This is a genomic window from Serratia nematodiphila DZ0503SBS1 (genome assembly GCF_000738675.1).
GTDB classification, from domain to species: domain Bacteria; phylum Pseudomonadota; class Gammaproteobacteria; order Enterobacterales; family Enterobacteriaceae; genus Serratia; species Serratia nematodiphila.
This window is the reverse complement of sequence record NZ_JPUX01000001.1, coordinates 652479-670322: the sequence shown is the minus strand read 5'-3', so window position 1 is coordinate 670322 and position 17844 is coordinate 652479. Positions and strand designations below refer to the sequence as shown.

Below are 17844 nucleotides of genomic sequence, written 5' to 3'. Positions count from 1 at the left end.
TTTCAATCCCAACTTAAGCAAAAAAGACAATGAATCTGAATAATAAACAAAAACAGCACCTGAAAGGCCTGGCGCATCCGTTAAAACCGGTGGTGATGCTGGGCAATAACGGTCTTACCGAAGGGGTGCTGGCTGAAATTGAACAGGCTCTGGAGCATCATGAGCTGATCAAGGTAAAAATCGCCGCTGAAGATCGCGAAACCAAGACCCTGATCGCCGACGCTATCGTGCGTGAAACGGGCGCCTGCAATGTGCAAGTTATCGGCAGTACGCTTATTCTTTACCGCCCGTCGAAAGAGCGCAAGATCAGTCTACCGCGTTAATAACCATCAGGTTAACGAAAAGGTGCCATGCGCCTGACCAAGATAAAAGGCCGCTTGCGGCCTTTTTCCTATCTTTACAAAACGTTGGCGCATTAATGACCAACGGCCTCGATCAGAGATACTCGACCTTCAGGATCTCGTATTCCACGTCGCCGCCTGGGGTTTTGATCACCACCACATCGTCTTGCTCTTTGCCAATCAGGCCGCGCGCCATCGGCGAGTTTACCGAAATCAGATTTTTCTTGAAATCGGCCTCATCGTCGCCAACGATGCGGTAAGTCACTTCTTCTTCACTGTCCAGATTCATCACCGATACGGTGGCGCCGAAGATCACCCGGCCGGTGTTCGGCATCTTGGTGATATCGATCACCTGCGCATTGGACAGTTTGGCTTCGATTTCCTGAATGCGGCCTTCGCAGAAACCCTGCTGCTCGCGGGCGGCATGGTACTCGGCATTTTCTTTCAAGTCGCCGTGTTCACGCGCTTCAGCGATATCCGCAATGATTTTCGGGCGGCGCACGCTTTTCAGATATTCGAGCTCTTCGCGCAGTTTTTCAGCGCCAAACAAGGTCATCGGAATTTGGTTCATCGTATAAATACCTCTAAATCTTTCCTGTTCAAATAACCGTCATCCTGACGTATTCGTATGAAAACACGGTTGGCATACCGCCCCCCGCCTCCAGGCGACAAACAAAAGAAACCTGACTCGGAACGGAGCCCAAGCCAAGATCGGTTTTGCATTTTGATACGCATTTTAGCCTAGAGTTCCTTGAGGGTCATCGTTTACTTTTTCCCTGATTGCACCGTAGTATGACGGCACGTTATCCAGCTGTTATCCCGAGATTATGCGTTTTTCACGAATTGTCAGTGCATTGGCTTGCGCATTTGTTCTGAATGCGAATGCGGCCCCGGTTGAAGAGTACACACAATATCTGCCTGATGGGGCCAACCTTGCCCTGGTCGTTCAGAAGATCGGCGCCGGTGCGCCGACGATCGATTACCACTCTCAGCAAATGGCGCTGCCGGCCAGTACCCAAAAAGTGCTGACGGCGCTGGCGGCATTGCTGCAACTCGGGCCCGATTACCGTTTCACCACCACGCTGGAGAGCCAGGGTGATATCCGCGACGGCGTGCTGCGCGGCAACCTGATCGCCCGCTTCAGCGGCGATCCGACCTTCAAACGCCAGAGCCTGCGCAATATGGTGGCCGTTCTGAAAAAGCAGGGCGTGCGCAAAATCAGCGGCGACGTGCTGGTCGATACCTCGGTCTTCGCCAGCCATGACAAGGCGCCCGGCTGGCCGTGGAACGATCTGACGCAGTGCTTCAGCGCGCCGCCGGCCGCCGCCATTGTCGATCGCAACTGTTTCTCGGTCTCGCTGTACAGCGCGCCGAATCCGGGCGACATGGCGTTTATCCGCGTCGCCTCCTATTATCCGGTTAATATGTTTAGCCAGGTGCGCACCCTGGCGCGCGGCTCGGCAGACGCGCAGTACTGCGAGCTGGACGTGGTGCCGGGCGAGCTGAACCGCTTTACCCTGACCGGCTGTCTGACGCAGCGCAGCGAACCGCTGCCGCTGGCCTTCGCCATCCAGGACGGTGCCAGCTATGCGGGCGCCATCCTGAAAGACGAGCTGAAGCAGGCCGACATCCAGATCGACGGGCATTTGAAACGCCAGACGCGCCCCGGCATCACCGGCACGGTGATCGCGCAAACCCAGTCGGCGCCGCTGCACGATCTGTTGAAAATCATGCTGAAGAAATCGGACAACATGATCGCCGATACCGTCTTCCGCACCATCGGCCACGAACGCTTCGGCGTGCCGGGCACCTGGCGAGCCGGTTCCGATGCGGTACGGCAGGTGCTGCGCCAGAAGGCCGGCATCGATCTGGGCAACACCATCATCGCCGACGGTTCCGGCCTGTCGCGCCACAACCTGCTGGCCCCGGCGACCATGATGCAGGCGCTGCAGTACATCGCGCAGCACGACAACGAGCTGAACTTTATCTCGATGCTGCCGCTGTCCGGCTATGACGGCACCCTGCGCTACCGCGGCGGCCTGCATGAGGCCGGCGTAGACGGCAAGGTGTCGGCCAAGACCGGCGCGCTGCAGGGCGTCTATAACCTGGCGGGCTTCATCACTACCGCCAGCGGCCAGCGCATGGCCTTCGTGCAGTATCTCTCCGGCTACGCCGTGCCGCCGGAAGATCAGAAACAGCGCCGCGCGCCGCTGGTGCGTTTCGAAAGCCGCCTGTATCGGGATATTTACCAAAACAACTGAGGATCGCCATGAAGCTGCTGGTCGTTGAAGATGATGAACTGCTGCAACAAGGGCTGGCGTTGGCGCTGACCGGCGAGGGTTACGTCTGCGACTGCGCCGCCACGGCGGCGGAGGCCGGCAGCCTGCTCATCACCAGCCAATACAGCATGGTGATCCTGGATCTCGGCCTGCCGGACATGGACGGCGCAGCGCTGCTGCGGCAGTGGCGCCGCCAGCAGATCGATCTGCCGGTGCTGATCCTGACCGCCCGCGACGCCCTGGAAGATCGCGTCGATGGGCTGGACGCCGGCGCCGACGACTACCTGGTCAAACCCTTCGCGCTGGTTGAGCTGCAGGCGCGCGTGCGCGCGCTCCTGCGGCGCTACCAGGGCCACAGCGACAATCTGATGCAGGTGGATGACCTGCAGTTGAATCTCTCCAGCCAGCAGGTCTATCTGCAACAGCAGCCGGTGGAGGTCACGCCGAAAGAGTTCGCCATTCTGGCGCGCCTGATCATGCGTGCCGGGCAGACGGTCAACCGCGAACTCCTGCAGCAGGATCTCTACACCTGGCAAGATGATTTAGGTTCCAACACCCTGGAAGTGCATATCCACAACCTGCGCCGCAAACTGGGCAAGGATCGCATCCGCACCGTGCGCGGCATCGGCTACCGCCTGGAACCCTCGTCATGATCAGCATGCGCCGCCGCCTGCTGCTGATGCTGGCGCTGATCCTGCTGGTCACGCAACTCATCAGCGCCTTCTGGCTGTGGCACGAAAGCCAGGAGCAGATCAGCTTCCTGGTGGACGAAACCCTGTCCGCCAAAGTGCGTACCGAACGCGTCGATACCGAGATCGCCGAGGCCATCGCATCGCTGTTGGCGCCTTCGCTGATCATGATGATCGTCACCCTGTTGGCGTCATTCTGGGCTATCAGCTGGATCATCCGCCCACTCAACCAACTGCAGCAGCGGCTGGAAAAGCGCTCTGCCGATAACCTGACGCCGCTGCCGATCACCAGCGATAGCCAGGAAATGGTGGCCGTCACCAATGCGCTCAATCAGCTGTTCTCACGGTTGGACAACACCATTCAACAGGAACGCCTGTTCACCGCCGACGCCGCCCACGAACTGCGCACGCCGCTGGCCGGCATCCGCCTGCATCTGGAATTGATGGAAAAACAGGGCGTCAAGGGCAGCCAGGCGCTGATCGCCCGCATCGATCAGCTGATGCATACCGTCGAGCAGTTGCTGATGCTGTCGCGCGCCGGGCAAGACTTCGCCAGCGGCCATTATCAGCATTTCGATTGGGTGGCCGATGTGATCCAGCCGCTGCGCGAAGAGCTCGACGAAATGGCCGCCCAACGCGGGCAGACGCTGGGCTGGCAATTGCCGGCTGCTGCCACAGTGAACGGCGATCCGGTGTTGCTGCGGCTGCTGCTGCGCAACCTGGTCGAAAACGCTCACCGTTACGGCCCGGAAGGCGGCGCGATACAGGTGCGGTTAACGCCGCAAGACAACGGCTATCTGCTGCAGGTCATCGACGATGGCCCGGGGATCAAGGAAGAGATGGTCGGGGAGCTGACGCAGGCGTTTCGCCGCATGGATCAACGCTACGGCGGCAGCGGACTGGGCCTGAATATCGTGATCCGCATCGCGCAACTGCACCAGGGGCGTTTGACGCTGGAAAACCGCCGCGATGCGCGCGGCCTGAATGCCCAGTGCTGGCTGCCGGAAAAGGCGCTCAAATAATAAGGGCCCAGCGTTGCTGAGCCCTTTATCACCGAATTACTTCTGGTAAATGATTTCGACGCCTTCGTCGTCGTCTTCGTCCCAGTCGTCATCCCAGTCATCTTCCGCTTCGGCTTCCACTTCCGCGATTTGCTCGCGGTGGTAGTCATCCCACATGAATTCGACTTTTTCCGGTGCGCTTTCTTCGATCGCCATCGCTTTCGGCTGGGTGTTGATGAAGTTCATCACGTCCCAGCACAGCGCGTTGACGCCTTCGCGGTTGGCGGCGGAGATCATGTAGTACTTCCCTTCCCAGCCCATGCCTTCCACAATCGCCTTGGCGCGTTCGGCGGCTTCTTCCTCACCAATCACATCAATTTTGTTGAACACCAGCCAGCGTGGCTTCTGCGCCAGATTTTCGCTGTATTGGTTCAACTCGTTGATGATGACTTTGGCGTTTTCCACCGGATCGGATTCGTCGATCGGCGCGATGTCCACCAGGTGCAGCAGCACGCGGCAACGCTCCAGGTGTTTCAGGAAACGAATACCCAGGCCGGCGCCTTCGGAGGCGCCCTCGATCAGCCCCGGAATGTCGGCGACCACAAAGCTCTGCTCGTGATCCATGCGCACCACGCCCAGGCTCGGCACCAGCGTGGTAAACGGATAATCGGCCACCTTCGGCTTGGCGGCGGACACCGCGCGGATGAAGGTCGATTTGCCGGCATTCGGCAACCCCAGCATGCCCACATCGGCCAGCAGCAACAGCTCCAGCAACAGGTCACGCGCTTCGCCGGCGGTGCCCAGCGTCTTCTGACGCGGCGCGCGGTTGACCGAAGATTTGAAACGGGTGTTACCCAGACCGTGCCAGCCGCCTTTGGCGACCATCAGCTTCTGCTCGTGGCGGGTCATGTCGCCGAGGATCTCGCCGGTGCCCTGATCCTTCACGCGCGTGCCGACCGGCACCTTGATGATGACGTCTTTACCGCGTTTGCCGGTACAGTCGCGGCTCTGGCCATTCTGGCCGCGTTCGGCGCGGAAAGACTTCTCAAAGCGGTAGTCGATCAGGGTGTTAAGGTTCTCGTCCGCCAGCAGGTAGACGTCGCCGCCGTCGCCGCCGTCACCGCCGTCAGGCCCACCGTTGGGGATATATTTTTCGCGGCGGAAGCTGACGCACCCGTTGCCGCCGTCGCCTGCAACGACCAGAATCGCTGCTTCATCTACAAACTTCATTTACCGTCTCCGTAAATCATTCACCGGGCTGCTTCAAAGGAGCAACCAGGGGGGGATCTGCCCGTCGCGGCCACCACCGGTGACCAATTGCGGAAAACATGGCGCCCGCCACAACCACAAACGCACCGACATAGCCGACGATGTTCAGCGTCGGCATGGCGAATGCCTGGGGCCAAGCCAGCGCCAATAAATCTGAAAACAGCAGGGTAAACAGCGGGGTCAGCGTAACCAACGCGCTCACCTGCGCCGCCTGCCAGCGCGCCATCGCTTCTGCCAGCGCACCATAGCCGATCAGCGTGTTGGCGCCGCAAAACAGCAGGCACGCCAATTGCCAGCCGCTAAGCTGGAAAATCACCTCGGGTTTGGCCAGAGGGAACAACGCAATCGCACATAAAGTGTACAACATAACCAGGATCTGCGGCGAAGCCAGCCGGCGCAGCAACACCTTCTGCGCCACGCCATAGCTCACCCAGACCATCGCCGCACACACGCCCAGCATGACGCCCAGCGTGTAGTCCGTCAGCCGGGTGAAGATCTCTATCAGACTGACGTTGAAAAACAGCATCAGCCCGCAAATCAGCATCAGGGCGCCAATGACCTGGGTGATGCGCATGCGTTCTTTTAAAATCAGCACGCTGGCGAACATCATACCGACTGGCGACAGCTGGCCAATCACCTGCGACGCCGTCGGGCTAAGGTATTGCAGCGAGGAGCTGAAGAACACAAAGTTGCCCAGCAGCCCCGCCGTCGCGATCGCCAACAGCAGCAGCCAACGCGGCTGGCGGAACATCGTCAGCGGCGGCAGCTTGCCGCGCACCGCAAGGATCACGCCCAAACCGATGGCGGCCATGGTAAAGCGATACCAGACAACGGTAAACGGCTCCATCACCACCAACACTTCTTTCATCGCGATCGGCAACGCGCCCCAGCAAACCGCCGTGGTTAACGCCAAAGAAATACCAACGCCGACCTGCTGCTTCGTATCCATATCACCTTCGCCAACGCTGACGGGCCTGCCCTCAGGCAACCCATAAATGTAAAAAGCCCCGCAACGAATTGCGGGGCTTACATCTATTTCGTAAGGCTCGAAAAATTATTCAGCTTCGATGCTGATGAATTTACGATTGCTCGGGCCTTTAACTTCGAATTTGACTTTACCGTCTTTCAAAGCAAACAGAGTGTGGTCTTTGCCGCAACCCACGTTGGTACCAGCGTGGAATTTGGTGCCGCGCTGACGAACGATGATGCTGCCTGCCAGTACTGCTTCGCCGCCAAAGCGTTTTACGCCCAGACGTTTAGCTTCTGAATCGCGACCGTTACGAGTCGAGCCGCCAGCCTTTTTGTGTGCCATTAATCCGCTCTCCTAACTTAAGCGCTGATGCCGGTGATTTTAACGTCAGTGAACCACTGACGGTGGCCCTGCTGCTTACGGTGGTGTTTACGACGACGAAACTTAACGATTTTAATTTTCTCGCCACGACCGTGAGCAACGACTTCAGCTTTGATCTTGCCGCCATCGACGAAAGGAACGCCGATTTTGATATCTTCGCCATTAGCGATCATCAGAATCTGGTCAAACTCAACCGCTTCACCAGTTGCGATGTCCAGCTTTTCCAAGCGAACGGTCTGACCTTCGCTTACTCGGTGTTGTTTACCACCACTTTGGAAAACCGCGTACATATAAAACTCCGCTTTCCGCGTGCCCGACTGTGTTAGTTCAGAGCGCGCTATAAATATTCACAATAGGGCGCGAATTCTACGCAAAAAAGCGGCGCATGACAAGAGCAGAATAAGACCAGAAGGAGAAAAAAGAAGAAAAAAAGCGCAGTTTCTTTCGTGGCGTTTATCTGAACCGTTTTTCAAGTACAATCATAGGGACAGTTACCGCCATGTACCGATGTGAGCAGCGATCTCAACGCGGTGAAGAGAAACACAGCTGAAAAAAACACAATGAACCTAGAGCAAATTACCGAGTTAACCGCGCAAGATATGGCGGCCGTGAACGCAACAATTCTCGAACAGCTGAATTCCGATGTCACGCTCATCAATCAGCTTGGCTATTACATTATCAGCGGTGGCGGTAAGCGCATCCGGCCGATGATCGCCGTCCTGGCGGCGCGGGCGTTGGGCTACGAAGGCAACAAGCACGTCACCGTAGCCGCCCTGATCGAATTCATTCATACCGCCACGTTGTTGCATGACGACGTCGTCGACGAGTCGGACATGCGCCGCGGCAAAGCCACCGCCAACGCGGCGTTCGGCAACGCCGCCAGCGTGCTGGTCGGCGACTTTATCTATACCCGCGCCTTCCAGATGATGACCAGCCTGGAATCCCTGCGCGTGCTGGCGCTGATGTCGGAAGCGGTCAACGTCATCGCCGAAGGTGAAGTGCTGCAGTTGATGAACGTGCACGATCCCGACATCAGCGAAGAAAGTTATATGCGGGTGATCTACAGCAAAACCGCCCGTCTGTTTGAAGCGGCGGCGCAATCGTCGGCGATCCTGTCCGGCGCCAGCGCTGAGCAAGAACAGGCGCTGCAAGATTATGGCCGCTACCTCGGCACCGCTTTCCAGCTGATCGACGATCTGCTCGACTACAGCGCCGACGGCAGCACGCTGGGCAAAAACACCGGCGACGATCTGAACGAAGGGAAACCGACCCTGCCGCTGCTGCACGCGATGCACAACGGCGACGACGCCCAGCGTGACATGATCCGCGGCGCGATTGAGCAAGGTAACGGCCGCCACCTGCTGGAGGCGGTGCTGCAGGCGATGCAGCAATGCGGTTCGCTGGAATACACCCGCAAACGCGCCGAGGAAGAAGCCGATAAGGCGATCGCCGCGCTGCAGGTCTTGCCGGCATCAGAGCACCGTACAGCGCTGGAGGGCTTGGCCCATTTGGCGGTACAACGCGATTTTTAAGAAATTTTAATTTCTTAATACATTCATCAGGCCCGCCCACGCGGGCCTGCCTAGGTATTGCTATCTTCGTCGATACGCGCCAGCAGGCCGCCAATCCCTTCCCGCATCAGGAAAGCCACCATTTTCTCGCGCTCGCTCTCCGTCAAATGGTAGTAATACTCGATCCAGACCGCCAACGGATCCTGGCGTTCTACGTCATATACCGCCCCGTCTTCTTTCAGCGTCAGCAGGTTACGTACGCCTGGAGGCAGGCTGTCGATATGGTACTCCAACGCTTTTCCCTGCACGCCTTTACGCCTGCGGCTGATCCAGCCTTCGCGTCGGGCCATCAGATTGATTCCCTGTGGTGAGGAGGGTAATCCTGCGATGCCTGTCAGTTCCTTGGCGGCAAACCACTCGTTTTTCATAGCCATCATCTCTGGGCAATAGTGGGCAATGTCTTTTTTTGGAAATTACTTGGGTATTTTTTAGGAAATTTAATGGTATTCTTGTTTCCGAATAAGCGTTTCACGTTGTTCAAACGCTTAACCATGACCCGTTAGTTATACCACTAACGCAACTTTGGCTAATCAGAAAAGGAATGTAAACATGAATTCAAGGAACCCAGATTGGCATCCGGCAGATATCATCGCGGCGCTACGCAAGCAGGGCACCACGCTGGCGGCAGTGTCGCGCAAGGCCGGATTAAGCTCATCGACGCTGGCCAATGCGCTGTCGCGCCCGTGGCCAAAGGGGGAATGGCTGATCGCCGAAGCGATAGGCATCCACCCTTCGGAGATCTGGCCAAGCCGCTATTACGATCCGCACAGCGATTGCCTGCTGGATCGCAAAGCACGCATCAAATCGTGAACGCGGGGCAAAAAAAACCGCCGGAACAGCGTCCGGCGGCGTTTATCGGCTGACTATCGGTGTCGATCAGTTATTGATGAACTTCTCGCCCAGTTCGATATCTTTATGCAGCACGTCCAGCATCTCGTTCAGCGCTTTCTGCTCGAAGGCGCTCAGGATGCCGATATCTTTGCGTTCTTCAACGCCGTTCTTGCCCAGCACCAGCGGCTGCGCGAAGAAGCGAGCGTATTTGCCGTCGCCTTCAACGTAAGCGCATTCCACAACGCCTTTCTCGCCCTGCAGCGCACGCACCAGAGACAGACCGAAACGGGCTGCCGCCTGGCCCATGGACAACGTTGCAGACCCGCCGCCGGCTTTGGCTTCCACCACTTCAGTGCCGGCGTTCTGAATACGTTTGGTCAGATCCGCCACTTCCTGATCGGTGAAGCTCACGCCAGGGATCTGCGACAGCAGAGGCAGGATGGTCACGCCAGAGTGGCCGCCGATCACCGGCACGTTCAGTTCTTCAGGCTGCTTGCCTTTCAGCTCGGCCACGAAGGTATTGGAACGGATGATATCCAGCGAAGTCACGCCGAACAGTTTGTTCTTGTCGTAAACGCCGGCTTTTTTCAGCACTTCCGCCGCGATGGCGACCGTGGTGTTAACCGGGTTGGTGATGATGCCGATACAGGCTTTCGGGCAGGTTTTCGCCACTTGCTCAATCAGGTTACGCACGATGCCGGCGTTAACATTGAACAAGTCAGAGCGATCCATGCCTGGCTTACGGGCCACGCCGGCGGAAATCAGCACCACGTCCGCACCGTGCAGAGCCGGAGTCGCGTCTTCGCCGCTGAAGCCTTTGATTTTAACTGCGGTTGGGATGTGGCTTAAGTCGACGGCAACGCCTGGGGTAACGGGGGCAATGTCGTAGAGAGAGAGTTCAGAACCTGAAGGAAGCTGGGTTTTGAGTAGAAGGGCGAGGGCCTGGCCGATACCGCCAGCAGCACCGAGAACTGCAACTTTCATCCTATACTCCTTTATTATCTTAAATATATAAAGCGCCGTGAATGTGTTGGTTACGGACCTTAAGTTATTACACCTTTCAAAACAATAAATTAGCCAATTCTTGCCTGCAGGTGTAATAAAACGGCCGCTGTCGCGCCCATTTTAGATTAAATCGCTTACGCATGAAGGGCATAGCGCACACTAATCAAAAATAGTGCGAGGTTATTCACGAGCAAGTTAACCGGCCGTTACATTACACCCTTACGCGACATCAGAACAACATCATTTTAATAACATTTCATTTACCACCGCAGGCCGATTTTCCGTCGTCAAAAGGGCATATTCATCGCGGCCGGATTTTGTTAAAATGCCGCCCTTTCCTCGCCGTCCGGTCATTTTTATTTTCTTTGGGGCGGCCTTTGTTGCATAAAAATTCATCTATATGCATAATCATGACTTCCACTATCAACATTCCACGGTGCAAAATGCGTAATCCCGCAAAACAGGAAGATCTGATCAAGACGTTCAAAGCGTTATTGAAAGAAGAAAAATTCAGTTCTCAAGGCGAGATCGTTTTGGCGCTGCAAGAAGAAGGCTTCGAAAACATTAACCAATCCAAAGTATCGCGCATGCTGACCAAGTTCGGCGCGGTACGTACGCGCAATGCCAAAATGGAAATGGTGTATTGCCTTCCTGCCGAACTCGGCGTGCCGACTACCACCAGCCCATTGAAGAATCTGGTGCTCGACGTCGACCATAACGATGCCGTCGTGGTGATCCACACCAGCCCGGGCGCCGCACAGCTGATCGCCCGCCTGCTCGACTCACTGGGTAAATCCCAGGGTATCCTCGGTACAATTGCCGGCGACGACACGATTTTCGTCACCCCGTCCAACGGCTTTACCGCTCAGAAGCTGCATGAAGCGATCCTGGGCGTGTTCGAACAAGAGCTGTGAAACCTGGCGCTAACAAAGTGCGGCTGTAAACCGCATTTTGTTAGCGCTTCTTTAACCCTCGCGTTACCTTCCCAGCCTTCAACCGCGTTTAACACTGCTTTTTTATCCCGCAACAACACATTTCCATGACATCTCCATGTAACCAGCAGTACCCACTGTGATCTTCCGCACTTTTGGTCAAAATCACTTACCTTATTGAAATTACATAAATTTAACATCAAAAGATCGTTTTATGAGCGTTTTTTATTCCTTACGGTTATAAAAAATAAGAATCATGAGGTTAAAGTTTCACTAGCAACTGTTAGCGAACTATTAATTTTTCACGTTACTAGCTGTATACTCATTTTCGTGAACTGAATCACAGTTCGTTGGAACTGATAAAAGAATACGATGAGGTGAGATGATGAAAATTAAAGCTACCGTTGCAACCCTGAGCGTTCTGTCCATGCTTTCCTTTGGCGCATTCGCAGCACAATCTGTTGATGCAACCCAGGCCGCAAAACTGCAGCCCGCCGGTGTGATCACCGTGAGCGGCGTCGCCGCTGCGCCTTCCGACATTCGCCAGGCACTGTCCGACAAAGCTGACGCCAAAGGAGCGACCGCTTACCGCGTGATCGAAGCGCGCAACGACGGCAACTTCCACGCGACCGCTGAAATCTACAAATAAGTAACGGCATTACCCGGCAACGGGCAATACATCTCTGGAATCAAACGCTGTCATAACGGCCTTCAAGAATAAAAATCGCTGCCAAGCCCTTCCAGGCTGTTATGACCAAGGATCGCTATCATGAACATGAAAACTACTGTTGCTGCACTCGGTTTGCTGTCCGTCATCTCCTTCGGCGCGTCTGCCGCCCAGTTGGTGACTAACGATCAGACCGCCAATCTGCAATCTATCGGCACCATTACCGTCAGCGGCATCGACGGCGCGCCGACCGACATTCGCCAGGCGTTGTCGGAGAAAGCCGACGCGAAAGGCGCGACCGCCTACCGCGTGATCGAAGCCCGTAACGAAGGCAACTACCACGCCACCGCCGAGATTTACAAATAACAACTCTGGGAACGGCTTTGCAGAGCTGATTACCCTCGTCACTGCCACTGCCGAGTTCTGACGCAAACGCCGATTTCCCAGAGACCCTCTCGTCGTCCTATCCGACGAACCCCGTTGCCCTCGCTCGCGAGGGCTTTTTTATGGGCGTAAAAAAGGCCGCGAATGCGGCCCTTAGGTTGGCTTATGCGGCTAAGCGATCAGTAGGTCACCTTCGGTTCCTGCTTTTTCGCCAGCGCGTCCAGCAAGCGATCGTGAATACCGCCGAAACCGCCGTTGCTCATCACCAGAATGTGGTCGCCCGGCTGTGCGGTTTTCACCACCATGTCCACCAGCGTGTCGAGATCCGCGCTCCAATGCGCCGGCTGCACGCAGGCATCCGCCACTTCCGCGACCTGCCACGGAATGTGGTGCGGCTGGAACAGGAACACTTCGTCGGCACGGCCGAGCGAAGGCGCCAGATCGTTTTTGCTGATGCCCATTTTCATGGTGTTGGATCGCGGTTCCAGCACCGCCAGAATGCGCGCCGTACCGCCGACCTTACCGCGCAGCGCGGCCAGAGTGGCCAGGATCGCCGTCGGGTGGTGCGCGAAATCGTCGTAAACCGTGACGCCGTTGGCTTCGCCACGCAGCTCCAGACGGCGGCGGGCGTTGATGAAATCGCCCAACGCGCGGCAGGCGTCCGCCGGCTGCACGCCGACGTGGCGAGTCGCGGCGATAGCCATCAGGCCGTTATGCATGTTGTGCTCGCCCACCAGCGCCCACTTCACTTCGCCGACCTGCTCACCGTCGAGGAACACCGCGTAATGGCTGGCGTCCGGCGTCAGCTTCTGCGCGCGCCAGGCGCCCTCTTCGCCCACCAGCTCCTGTTCGCTCCAGCAGCCCATCGCCATCACCTGCTTCAGGTGGCTGTCGTTGTCCGGCAGGATGATTTTGCCTTTGCCCGGCACCAGACGCACCAGGTGGTGGAACTGTTTCTGGATGGCTTTCAGATCGTCGAAAATATCGGCGTGGTCGAACTCCAGGTTGTTCATGATCAGCGTGCGCGGGCTGTAGTGCACGAACTTGGAGCGTTTGTCGAAGAACGCGCAGTCATACTCGTCGGCCTCGATCACGAAGAACGGGCTGCCGCCGAGGCGGGCCGATACGTCGAAGTTGCCCGGCACGCCGCCGATGACGAAGCCGGGCTGGTAGCCGCAGGCCTCGAGGATCCAGGTCGCCATGCCGGCGGTGGTGGTTTTACCGTGGGTGCCGGCGACCGCCAGTACCCAGCGATCGCGCAACACGGCGTCGTGCAGCCACTGCGGGCCGGAAACGTAAGGGATACCACGCTCCAGCACCGCCTCCACGCACGGGTTGCCGCGCGTCATGGCGTTGCCGATGATCACCAGATCCGGCGCCGGATCCAGCTGGGCGGGATCATAACCCTGAATCAGATCGATCCCCTGGTTCTCCAGCAGCGTGCTCATCGGCGGATAGACGTTGGCGTCCGAACCGGTGACGTCATGCCCCAGTGAGCGCGCCAGCATCGCCAGCCCGCCCATAAAGGTGCCACAGATCCCAAGAATGTGAATGCGCATAGGTTTCTCATGTGAGTGCATCGAATGTCGGCATATTCTAACGCTCAGAATCGTCCAGAAGAAATGGATTTGCCTATGAATGGCGCGCATCTTTGGGCTACACTGCACGCGAAAACGTTGGCGGTTTGTTAACAGGCCGCTATCCATCCGTAGATTCAGGGATTGTGTCATGAAAACGTTAGGCGAATTTATCGTCGAGAAACAGCACGACTTCTCTCACGCCACCGGCGAGCTGACCGCGTTACTTTCTGCAATTAAACTGGGCGCCAAAATCATCCACCGCGACATCAACAAGGCCGGCCTGGTTGATATTCTGGGAACCAGCGGGGTGTCCAACGTACAGGGCGAAGTTCAGATGAAACTGGACCTGTACGCGAACGAAAAACTGAAAGCGGCGTTGAAAGCGCGTGGTGAAGTTGCGGGTATCGCTTCCGAAGAAGAAGATGAAATCGTGATATTCGACGGCGAGCGAGCTGAAAATGCCAAGTATGTCGTATTGATGGATCCGTTGGACGGTTCGTCCAACATCGATGTCAACGTCTCGGTCGGTACGATTTTCTCTATCTATCGTCGCATCACGCCGGTCGGCACGCCGGTGACCGAAGAAGACTTCCTGCAGCCGGGCAGCGCCCAAGTCGCCGCGGGTTACGTGGTTTACGGCTCGTCCACCATGCTGGTGTACACCACCGGTTACGGCGTCCACGCCTTCACGTACGATCCGTCTCTGGGCGTGTTCTGCCTCTCTCACGAGAAAGTGCGCTTCCCGGCGAGCGGCAACATGTATTCCATCAACGAAGGCAACTACATCAAGTTCCCTCTCGGCGTGAAGAAATACATCAAGTACTGCCAGGAGCAGGACGAAGCGACGCAGCGCCCTTATACCTCGCGCTACATCGGTTCTCTGGTGGCGGACTTCCACCGTAACCTGCTGAAAGGCGGCATCTACATCTACCCAAGCACCGCCAGCCACCCGCAAGGCAAGCTGCGCCTGCTGTACGAATGCAACCCGATGGCGTTCCTGGCCGAACAGGCCGGCGGCAAGGCCAGCGATGGCAAAAATCGCATTCTGGACATCACGCCGGTGAAACTGCACCAGCGCGCGCCATTCTTCGTCGGCACCAAGTCGATGGTAGAAGACGCAGAACGCTTCATCGCCGAAAACCCGGACGAGTAACGCGTTACTGGCAAGGGTTCGGCGCCGCGCCGAACCCTTATCGCCTTACAGCTTGAACGCCGCCATGCTCTGCGCCAGCAGCTGAGCCTGATCTTCCAGCGAGCGCGTCGCCGCCGCCGACTCTTCCACCAGCGCCGCATTCTGCTGCGCCACCTGATCCATCTGCGCCACCGCCAGATTCACCTGTTCGATACCGCTGCTTTGTTCGCGCGTCGCCGCCGAGATCTCACGCATCAACGCCGTCACCCGGCCCACTTCACCGGTGATACCGCTCATGGTCTGCGCCGCCGACTCCACCATCTGCTCGCCTTCCTGCACCCGGTTCTGCGACGCTTCGATCAACCCTTTGATCTCTTTCGCCGACTGGGCGCTACGCTGCGCCAGATTGCGCACTTCGCCGGCCACCACCGCGAAACCGCGGCCCTGTTCGCCGGCGCGCGCCGCTTCCACCGCTGCGTTCAACGCCAGGATATTGGTCTGGAAGGCGATGCCGTCCATCACGCTGATGATGTCGGCGATACGGCGCGAGCTGTCGGTGATCGCCTGCATCTTGCTCATGACCTGACTGACCACGTCGCTGCCCTGGTTGGCGATATCGGACACGCTCAGCGCCAGCTGATTGGCCTGCTCGCAGTTCTCGGCATTCATTTTCACCGTCGAGGTCAGCTGTTCCATGCTGGCGGCAGTCTCTTCCAGCGAAGCGGCCGATTCTTCGGTGCGCTGCGCCAGATGCAGGTTACCGGCCGCCAGTTCGCGTGAACCGGTGTCGATCTGGCTGCTGGCGTCACGCACTTTGCTGACCGAATTGGCCAGCGCTTGCTGCATGCGCTGCATCGCCCGCACCAGGCGGCCCATCTCGGTATCGCCCTCGCCGCGGATCTCATGGGTCAGATCGCCGCCGGCGATGTGTTCCAACTGCGCGATGGACTCATCCAACGGGCGCAAAATGATCACGCGCAGCGCGAACCAGGCCAGCACCGCCAGCAGCACGCTGAGCAGGCCCGCCACCACGATCAGCGAGATCTTGGTGCTGGCGTTGTTTTCCGCGTCATACACCTGCTTTTCGCCGAGCTTCATGGCGAAGCTGCGGAAATCGCTGAGATCCTTTTCAAACGCGATGCTCAACGCAGAGATGCGGGTCTCCTGAATATGGTAATACTCATCGATTTTACCGGCCTTGATGGCGGCGGCCATCGGCTTCACGCCCTGCTCGAGGTAGGCGCGATAGCTGTTTTGCAGACGATTGGAGAGTTCGCGGCCGCGCTCGGTCACGGTGCCGACGCCGACAAAGCGCGCCATTTCCTTGTTCGACTGCTCGAGGTAGCCGTAGATGCGGCCCACGGTGGCGTCGGAGACATCAGTCTGACCGATCTCCCGTTGGCGCACCGCCAGCGAGGCGGCGGTTCGGGCGCGCAGCGTCAGGTTGGAGCTGTTGGCCAGCGAGCCCAGCTCTTCGCCGAGGATCTGGTTTAAGGTATGGATCGAGCGCGATCCTTCGTTAATCGCGTTGACGCCAATAACGCTGACCATGATCAGCAGCATGGTCATCAGGCTCAGCAGGGCGATCAGCCCAGCCTTCACCGTAATCTTTTTTAGCATGAGTTCTTCCCGGCTTCAGAATAGTGAGATCAGACGTAGTAGGGGTGGCAAAACGCGGAGCCAGCTTTGCTGGCTCATTATTGTTTGTTGAAGTTATCGGCAGGCGGAGGCAAAACTTCATGCCGCGGCGGGATTAATCTGGAAATTCTCCGCGCGCAGAGACACTGGGTTTTCGACGATGAAAAGGGCAGGAAATCGCAAAAGAGTCCGCTATAATAGCCGCCACTCCATTTCTGGTTTGATGATTAAAGGAAACCGACATGAGCTTGAATCTGGTCCCAGCTGGCAAAGACCTGCCGGAAGACATCTACGTAGTAATCGAAATCCCGGCCAACGCCGATCCAATCAAATACGAAATCGACAAAGAAACCGGCGCGCTGTTCGTTGACCGTTTCATGTCCACCGCGATGTTCTACCCGTGCAACTACGGCTACATCAACCACACTCTGTCTCTGGATGGTGATCCGGTTGACGTGCTGGTCCCAACCCCATATCCGCTGCAGCCGGGCTCCGTGATCCGCTGCCGTCCGGTTGGCGTGCTGAAGATGACCGACGAAGCCGGTGAAGACGCCAAGCTGGTTGCGGTACCGCACAGCAAGCTGACCAAAGAGTATGATCACGTGAAAGACGTGAACGACCTGCCGGAACTGCTGAAAGCCCAGATCGCTCACTTCTTCGAGCACTACAAAGATCTGGAAAAAGGCAAATGGGTGAAAGTGGAAGGCTGGGCAGACGCTGCCGCAGCGAAAGCGGAAATCATCGCTTCCTTCGAACGCGCTGCCAAGAAGTAATTTTCGCCGCCGTCCGATGAAAAAACACCGCTCATTGAGCGGTGTTTTTTTATTACTGATCTTCGAGGCGTTTCAGCCAGTCACCGCTGGTAATTCGCGGGTAACCATCCACGCTGTGTTTATACAGGTAGATCCACGCACTCCCATAAGGCGTCTGAATCAGCTCGCGCTTATAGTCCTTGGTGTTGCTTTTCAGTTCGTCCAGCTCTGCCAGAATCGATGAGTTAATACGATACACTTCGCAATGTATCGTGCCCTCTCCAGGGATCGCCGCCGGGTAATGGCCCAGATTATAAATCTGATAGCCTTCGAGCTCGTGCTCGCCGAGCCATTGGGCGTTGGTCATCCAATGGCTGTTTCCCTGTTTGCGCCGTAAACTGCCGTAGACAATTATTCGCATC

The 17844-nt window shown here is 57.2% G+C and carries 21 protein-coding genes; 11 read left to right on the top strand and 10 right to left on the bottom strand.

All coding sequences use genetic code 11. From position 1 onward, the window contains the following. The first annotated feature begins 29 nt into the window (after positions 1 to 29). A complete protein-coding gene (gene yhbY / locus JL05_RS03055) occupies positions 30 to 323 on the top strand; it encodes a ribosome assembly RNA-binding protein YhbY (RefSeq protein ID WP_004933536.1) in 294 nt (97 codons plus the stop codon). 112 nt (positions 324 to 435) lie between these two features. Here the strand turns inward: yhbY and greA are convergent, their stop codons facing one another. Continuing rightward, positions 436 to 912, bottom strand: coding sequence for a transcription elongation factor GreA (gene greA / locus JL05_RS03050; protein WP_004933539.1), 477 nt, complete (start codon positions 910 to 912; stop codon positions 436 to 438). Between the two features lie 256 nt (positions 913 to 1168). Between greA and dacB the strand changes: the two genes are divergently transcribed. Genes dacB through pmrB form a run of 3 tightly spaced genes read left to right on the top strand, consistent with a single transcriptional unit; the run spans position 1169 to position 4331 of the window. Continuing rightward, positions 1169 to 2602: a serine-type D-Ala-D-Ala carboxypeptidase gene (gene dacB, locus JL05_RS03045; protein WP_033631627.1), complete on the top strand. Its 1434-nt coding sequence runs from the start codon at positions 1169 to 1171 to the stop codon at positions 2600 to 2602. An 8-nt stretch (positions 2603 to 2610) separates the two neighbouring features. Next, entirely contained in the window at positions 2611 to 3273 is a 663-nt protein-coding gene (pmrA, locus tag JL05_RS03040) for a two-component system response regulator PmrA (RefSeq protein WP_033631626.1), read from the top strand. Then, entirely contained in the window at positions 3270 to 4331 is a 1062-nt protein-coding gene (pmrB, locus tag JL05_RS03035) for a two-component system sensor histidine kinase PmrB (RefSeq protein WP_021504259.1), read from the top strand. Before pmrA ends, pmrB begins: the two co-directional genes overlap by 4 nt. A gap of 36 nt (positions 4332 to 4367) precedes the next feature. On the opposite strand, the gene cgtA is transcribed toward pmrB, so the two are convergent. The 4 genes from cgtA to rplU all read right to left on the bottom strand — a co-directional run bounded on the left by cgtA (position 4368) and on the right by rplU (position 7220). Continuing rightward, entirely contained in the window at positions 4368 to 5540 is a 1173-nt protein-coding gene (gene cgtA, locus JL05_RS03030; RefSeq protein ID WP_004933553.1) for an Obg family GTPase CgtA, read from the bottom strand. Between the two features lie 16 nt (positions 5541 to 5556). After that, complete coding sequence (locus JL05_RS03025; RefSeq protein WP_021504260.1) at positions 5557 to 6528, bottom strand: DMT family transporter; 972 nt, start codon at positions 6526 to 6528, stop codon at positions 5557 to 5559. Between the two features lie 105 nt (positions 6529 to 6633). Beyond that, positions 6634 to 6891 (bottom strand): 50S ribosomal protein L27, encoded by a 258-nt coding sequence (rpmA, locus tag JL05_RS03020; RefSeq protein ID WP_004933559.1) that lies wholly within the window; start codon positions 6889 to 6891, stop codon positions 6634 to 6636. Between the two features lie 17 nt (positions 6892 to 6908). Beyond that, on the bottom strand, positions 6909 to 7220 hold the full coding sequence (gene rplU, locus JL05_RS03015; RefSeq protein WP_004933561.1) for a 50S ribosomal protein L21: 312 nt from the start codon (positions 7218 to 7220) through the stop codon (positions 6909 to 6911). Positions 7221 to 7490: 270 nt separating this feature from the next. Here rplU and ispB point away from each other — a divergent pair, with 270 nt between their 5' ends. Continuing rightward, on the top strand, positions 7491 to 8462 hold the full coding sequence (ispB, locus tag JL05_RS03010) for an octaprenyl diphosphate synthase (RefSeq protein ID WP_033631625.1): 972 nt from the start codon (positions 7491 to 7493) through the stop codon (positions 8460 to 8462). A gap of 50 nt (positions 8463 to 8512) precedes the next feature. Here the strand turns inward: ispB and JL05_RS03005 are convergent, their stop codons facing one another. Continuing rightward, entirely contained in the window at positions 8513 to 8869 is a 357-nt protein-coding gene (locus tag JL05_RS03005) for a DNA-binding protein (protein ID WP_033631624.1), read from the bottom strand. Positions 8870 to 9050: 181 nt separating this feature from the next. Here JL05_RS03005 and JL05_RS03000 point away from each other — a divergent pair, with 181 nt between their 5' ends. Continuing rightward, a complete protein-coding gene (locus JL05_RS03000; RefSeq protein ID WP_004933567.1) occupies positions 9051 to 9311 on the top strand; it encodes a helix-turn-helix domain-containing protein in 261 nt (86 codons plus the stop codon). A 66-nt stretch (positions 9312 to 9377) separates the two neighbouring features. On the opposite strand, the gene mdh is transcribed toward JL05_RS03000, so the two are convergent. Beyond that, positions 9378 to 10316 (bottom strand): malate dehydrogenase, encoded by a 939-nt coding sequence (mdh, locus tag JL05_RS02995; RefSeq protein ID WP_033631623.1) that lies wholly within the window; start codon positions 10314 to 10316, stop codon positions 9378 to 9380. A 464-nt stretch (positions 10317 to 10780) separates the two neighbouring features. On the opposite strand from mdh, the gene argR reads away from it, so the two are divergent. The 3 genes from argR (at position 10781) to yhcN (JL05_RS02980) (ending at position 12302) form a co-directional block, all read left to right on the top strand. Further along, positions 10781 to 11251 (top strand): transcriptional regulator ArgR, encoded by a 471-nt coding sequence (gene argR, locus JL05_RS02990; RefSeq protein WP_004933572.1) that lies wholly within the window; start codon positions 10781 to 10783, stop codon positions 11249 to 11251. 403 nt (positions 11252 to 11654) lie between these two features. After that, complete coding sequence (gene yhcN / locus JL05_RS02985) at positions 11655 to 11918, top strand: peroxide/acid stress response protein YhcN (protein ID WP_004933574.1); 264 nt, start codon at positions 11655 to 11657, stop codon at positions 11916 to 11918. A gap of 120 nt (positions 11919 to 12038) precedes the next feature. After that, positions 12039 to 12302, top strand: a complete 264-nt coding sequence (gene yhcN / locus JL05_RS02980) for a peroxide/acid stress response protein YhcN (protein WP_004933578.1) — start codon at positions 12039 to 12041, stop codon at positions 12300 to 12302. Positions 12303 to 12499: 197 nt separating this feature from the next. Here the strand turns inward: yhcN (JL05_RS02980) and mpl are convergent, their stop codons facing one another. Then, complete coding sequence (mpl, locus tag JL05_RS02975) at positions 12500 to 13879, bottom strand: UDP-N-acetylmuramate:L-alanyl-gamma-D-glutamyl-meso-diaminopimelate ligase (protein ID WP_004933582.1); 1380 nt, start codon at positions 13877 to 13879, stop codon at positions 12500 to 12502. Positions 13880 to 14048: 169 nt separating this feature from the next. Between mpl and fbp the strand changes: the two genes are divergently transcribed. Continuing rightward, complete coding sequence (fbp, locus tag JL05_RS02970; protein ID WP_004933587.1) at positions 14049 to 15053, top strand: class 1 fructose-bisphosphatase; 1005 nt, start codon at positions 14049 to 14051, stop codon at positions 15051 to 15053. 45 nt (positions 15054 to 15098) lie between these two features. Here the strand turns inward: fbp and JL05_RS02965 are convergent, their stop codons facing one another. Further along, positions 15099 to 16652: a methyl-accepting chemotaxis protein gene (locus JL05_RS02965; protein WP_033631621.1), complete on the bottom strand. Its 1554-nt coding sequence runs from the start codon at positions 16650 to 16652 to the stop codon at positions 15099 to 15101. Between the two features lie 260 nt (positions 16653 to 16912). Here JL05_RS02965 and ppa point away from each other — a divergent pair, with 260 nt between their 5' ends. Beyond that, on the top strand, positions 16913 to 17443 hold the full coding sequence (ppa, locus tag JL05_RS02960; RefSeq protein ID WP_004933594.1) for an inorganic diphosphatase: 531 nt from the start codon (positions 16913 to 16915) through the stop codon (positions 17441 to 17443). A 52-nt stretch (positions 17444 to 17495) separates the two neighbouring features. On the opposite strand, the gene JL05_RS02955 is transcribed toward ppa, so the two are convergent. Then, on the bottom strand, positions 17496 to 17843 hold the full coding sequence (locus JL05_RS02955; protein WP_004933596.1) for a gamma-glutamylcyclotransferase family protein: 348 nt from the start codon (positions 17841 to 17843) through the stop codon (positions 17496 to 17498). Between the last annotated feature and the right edge of the window lies 1 nt (position 17844).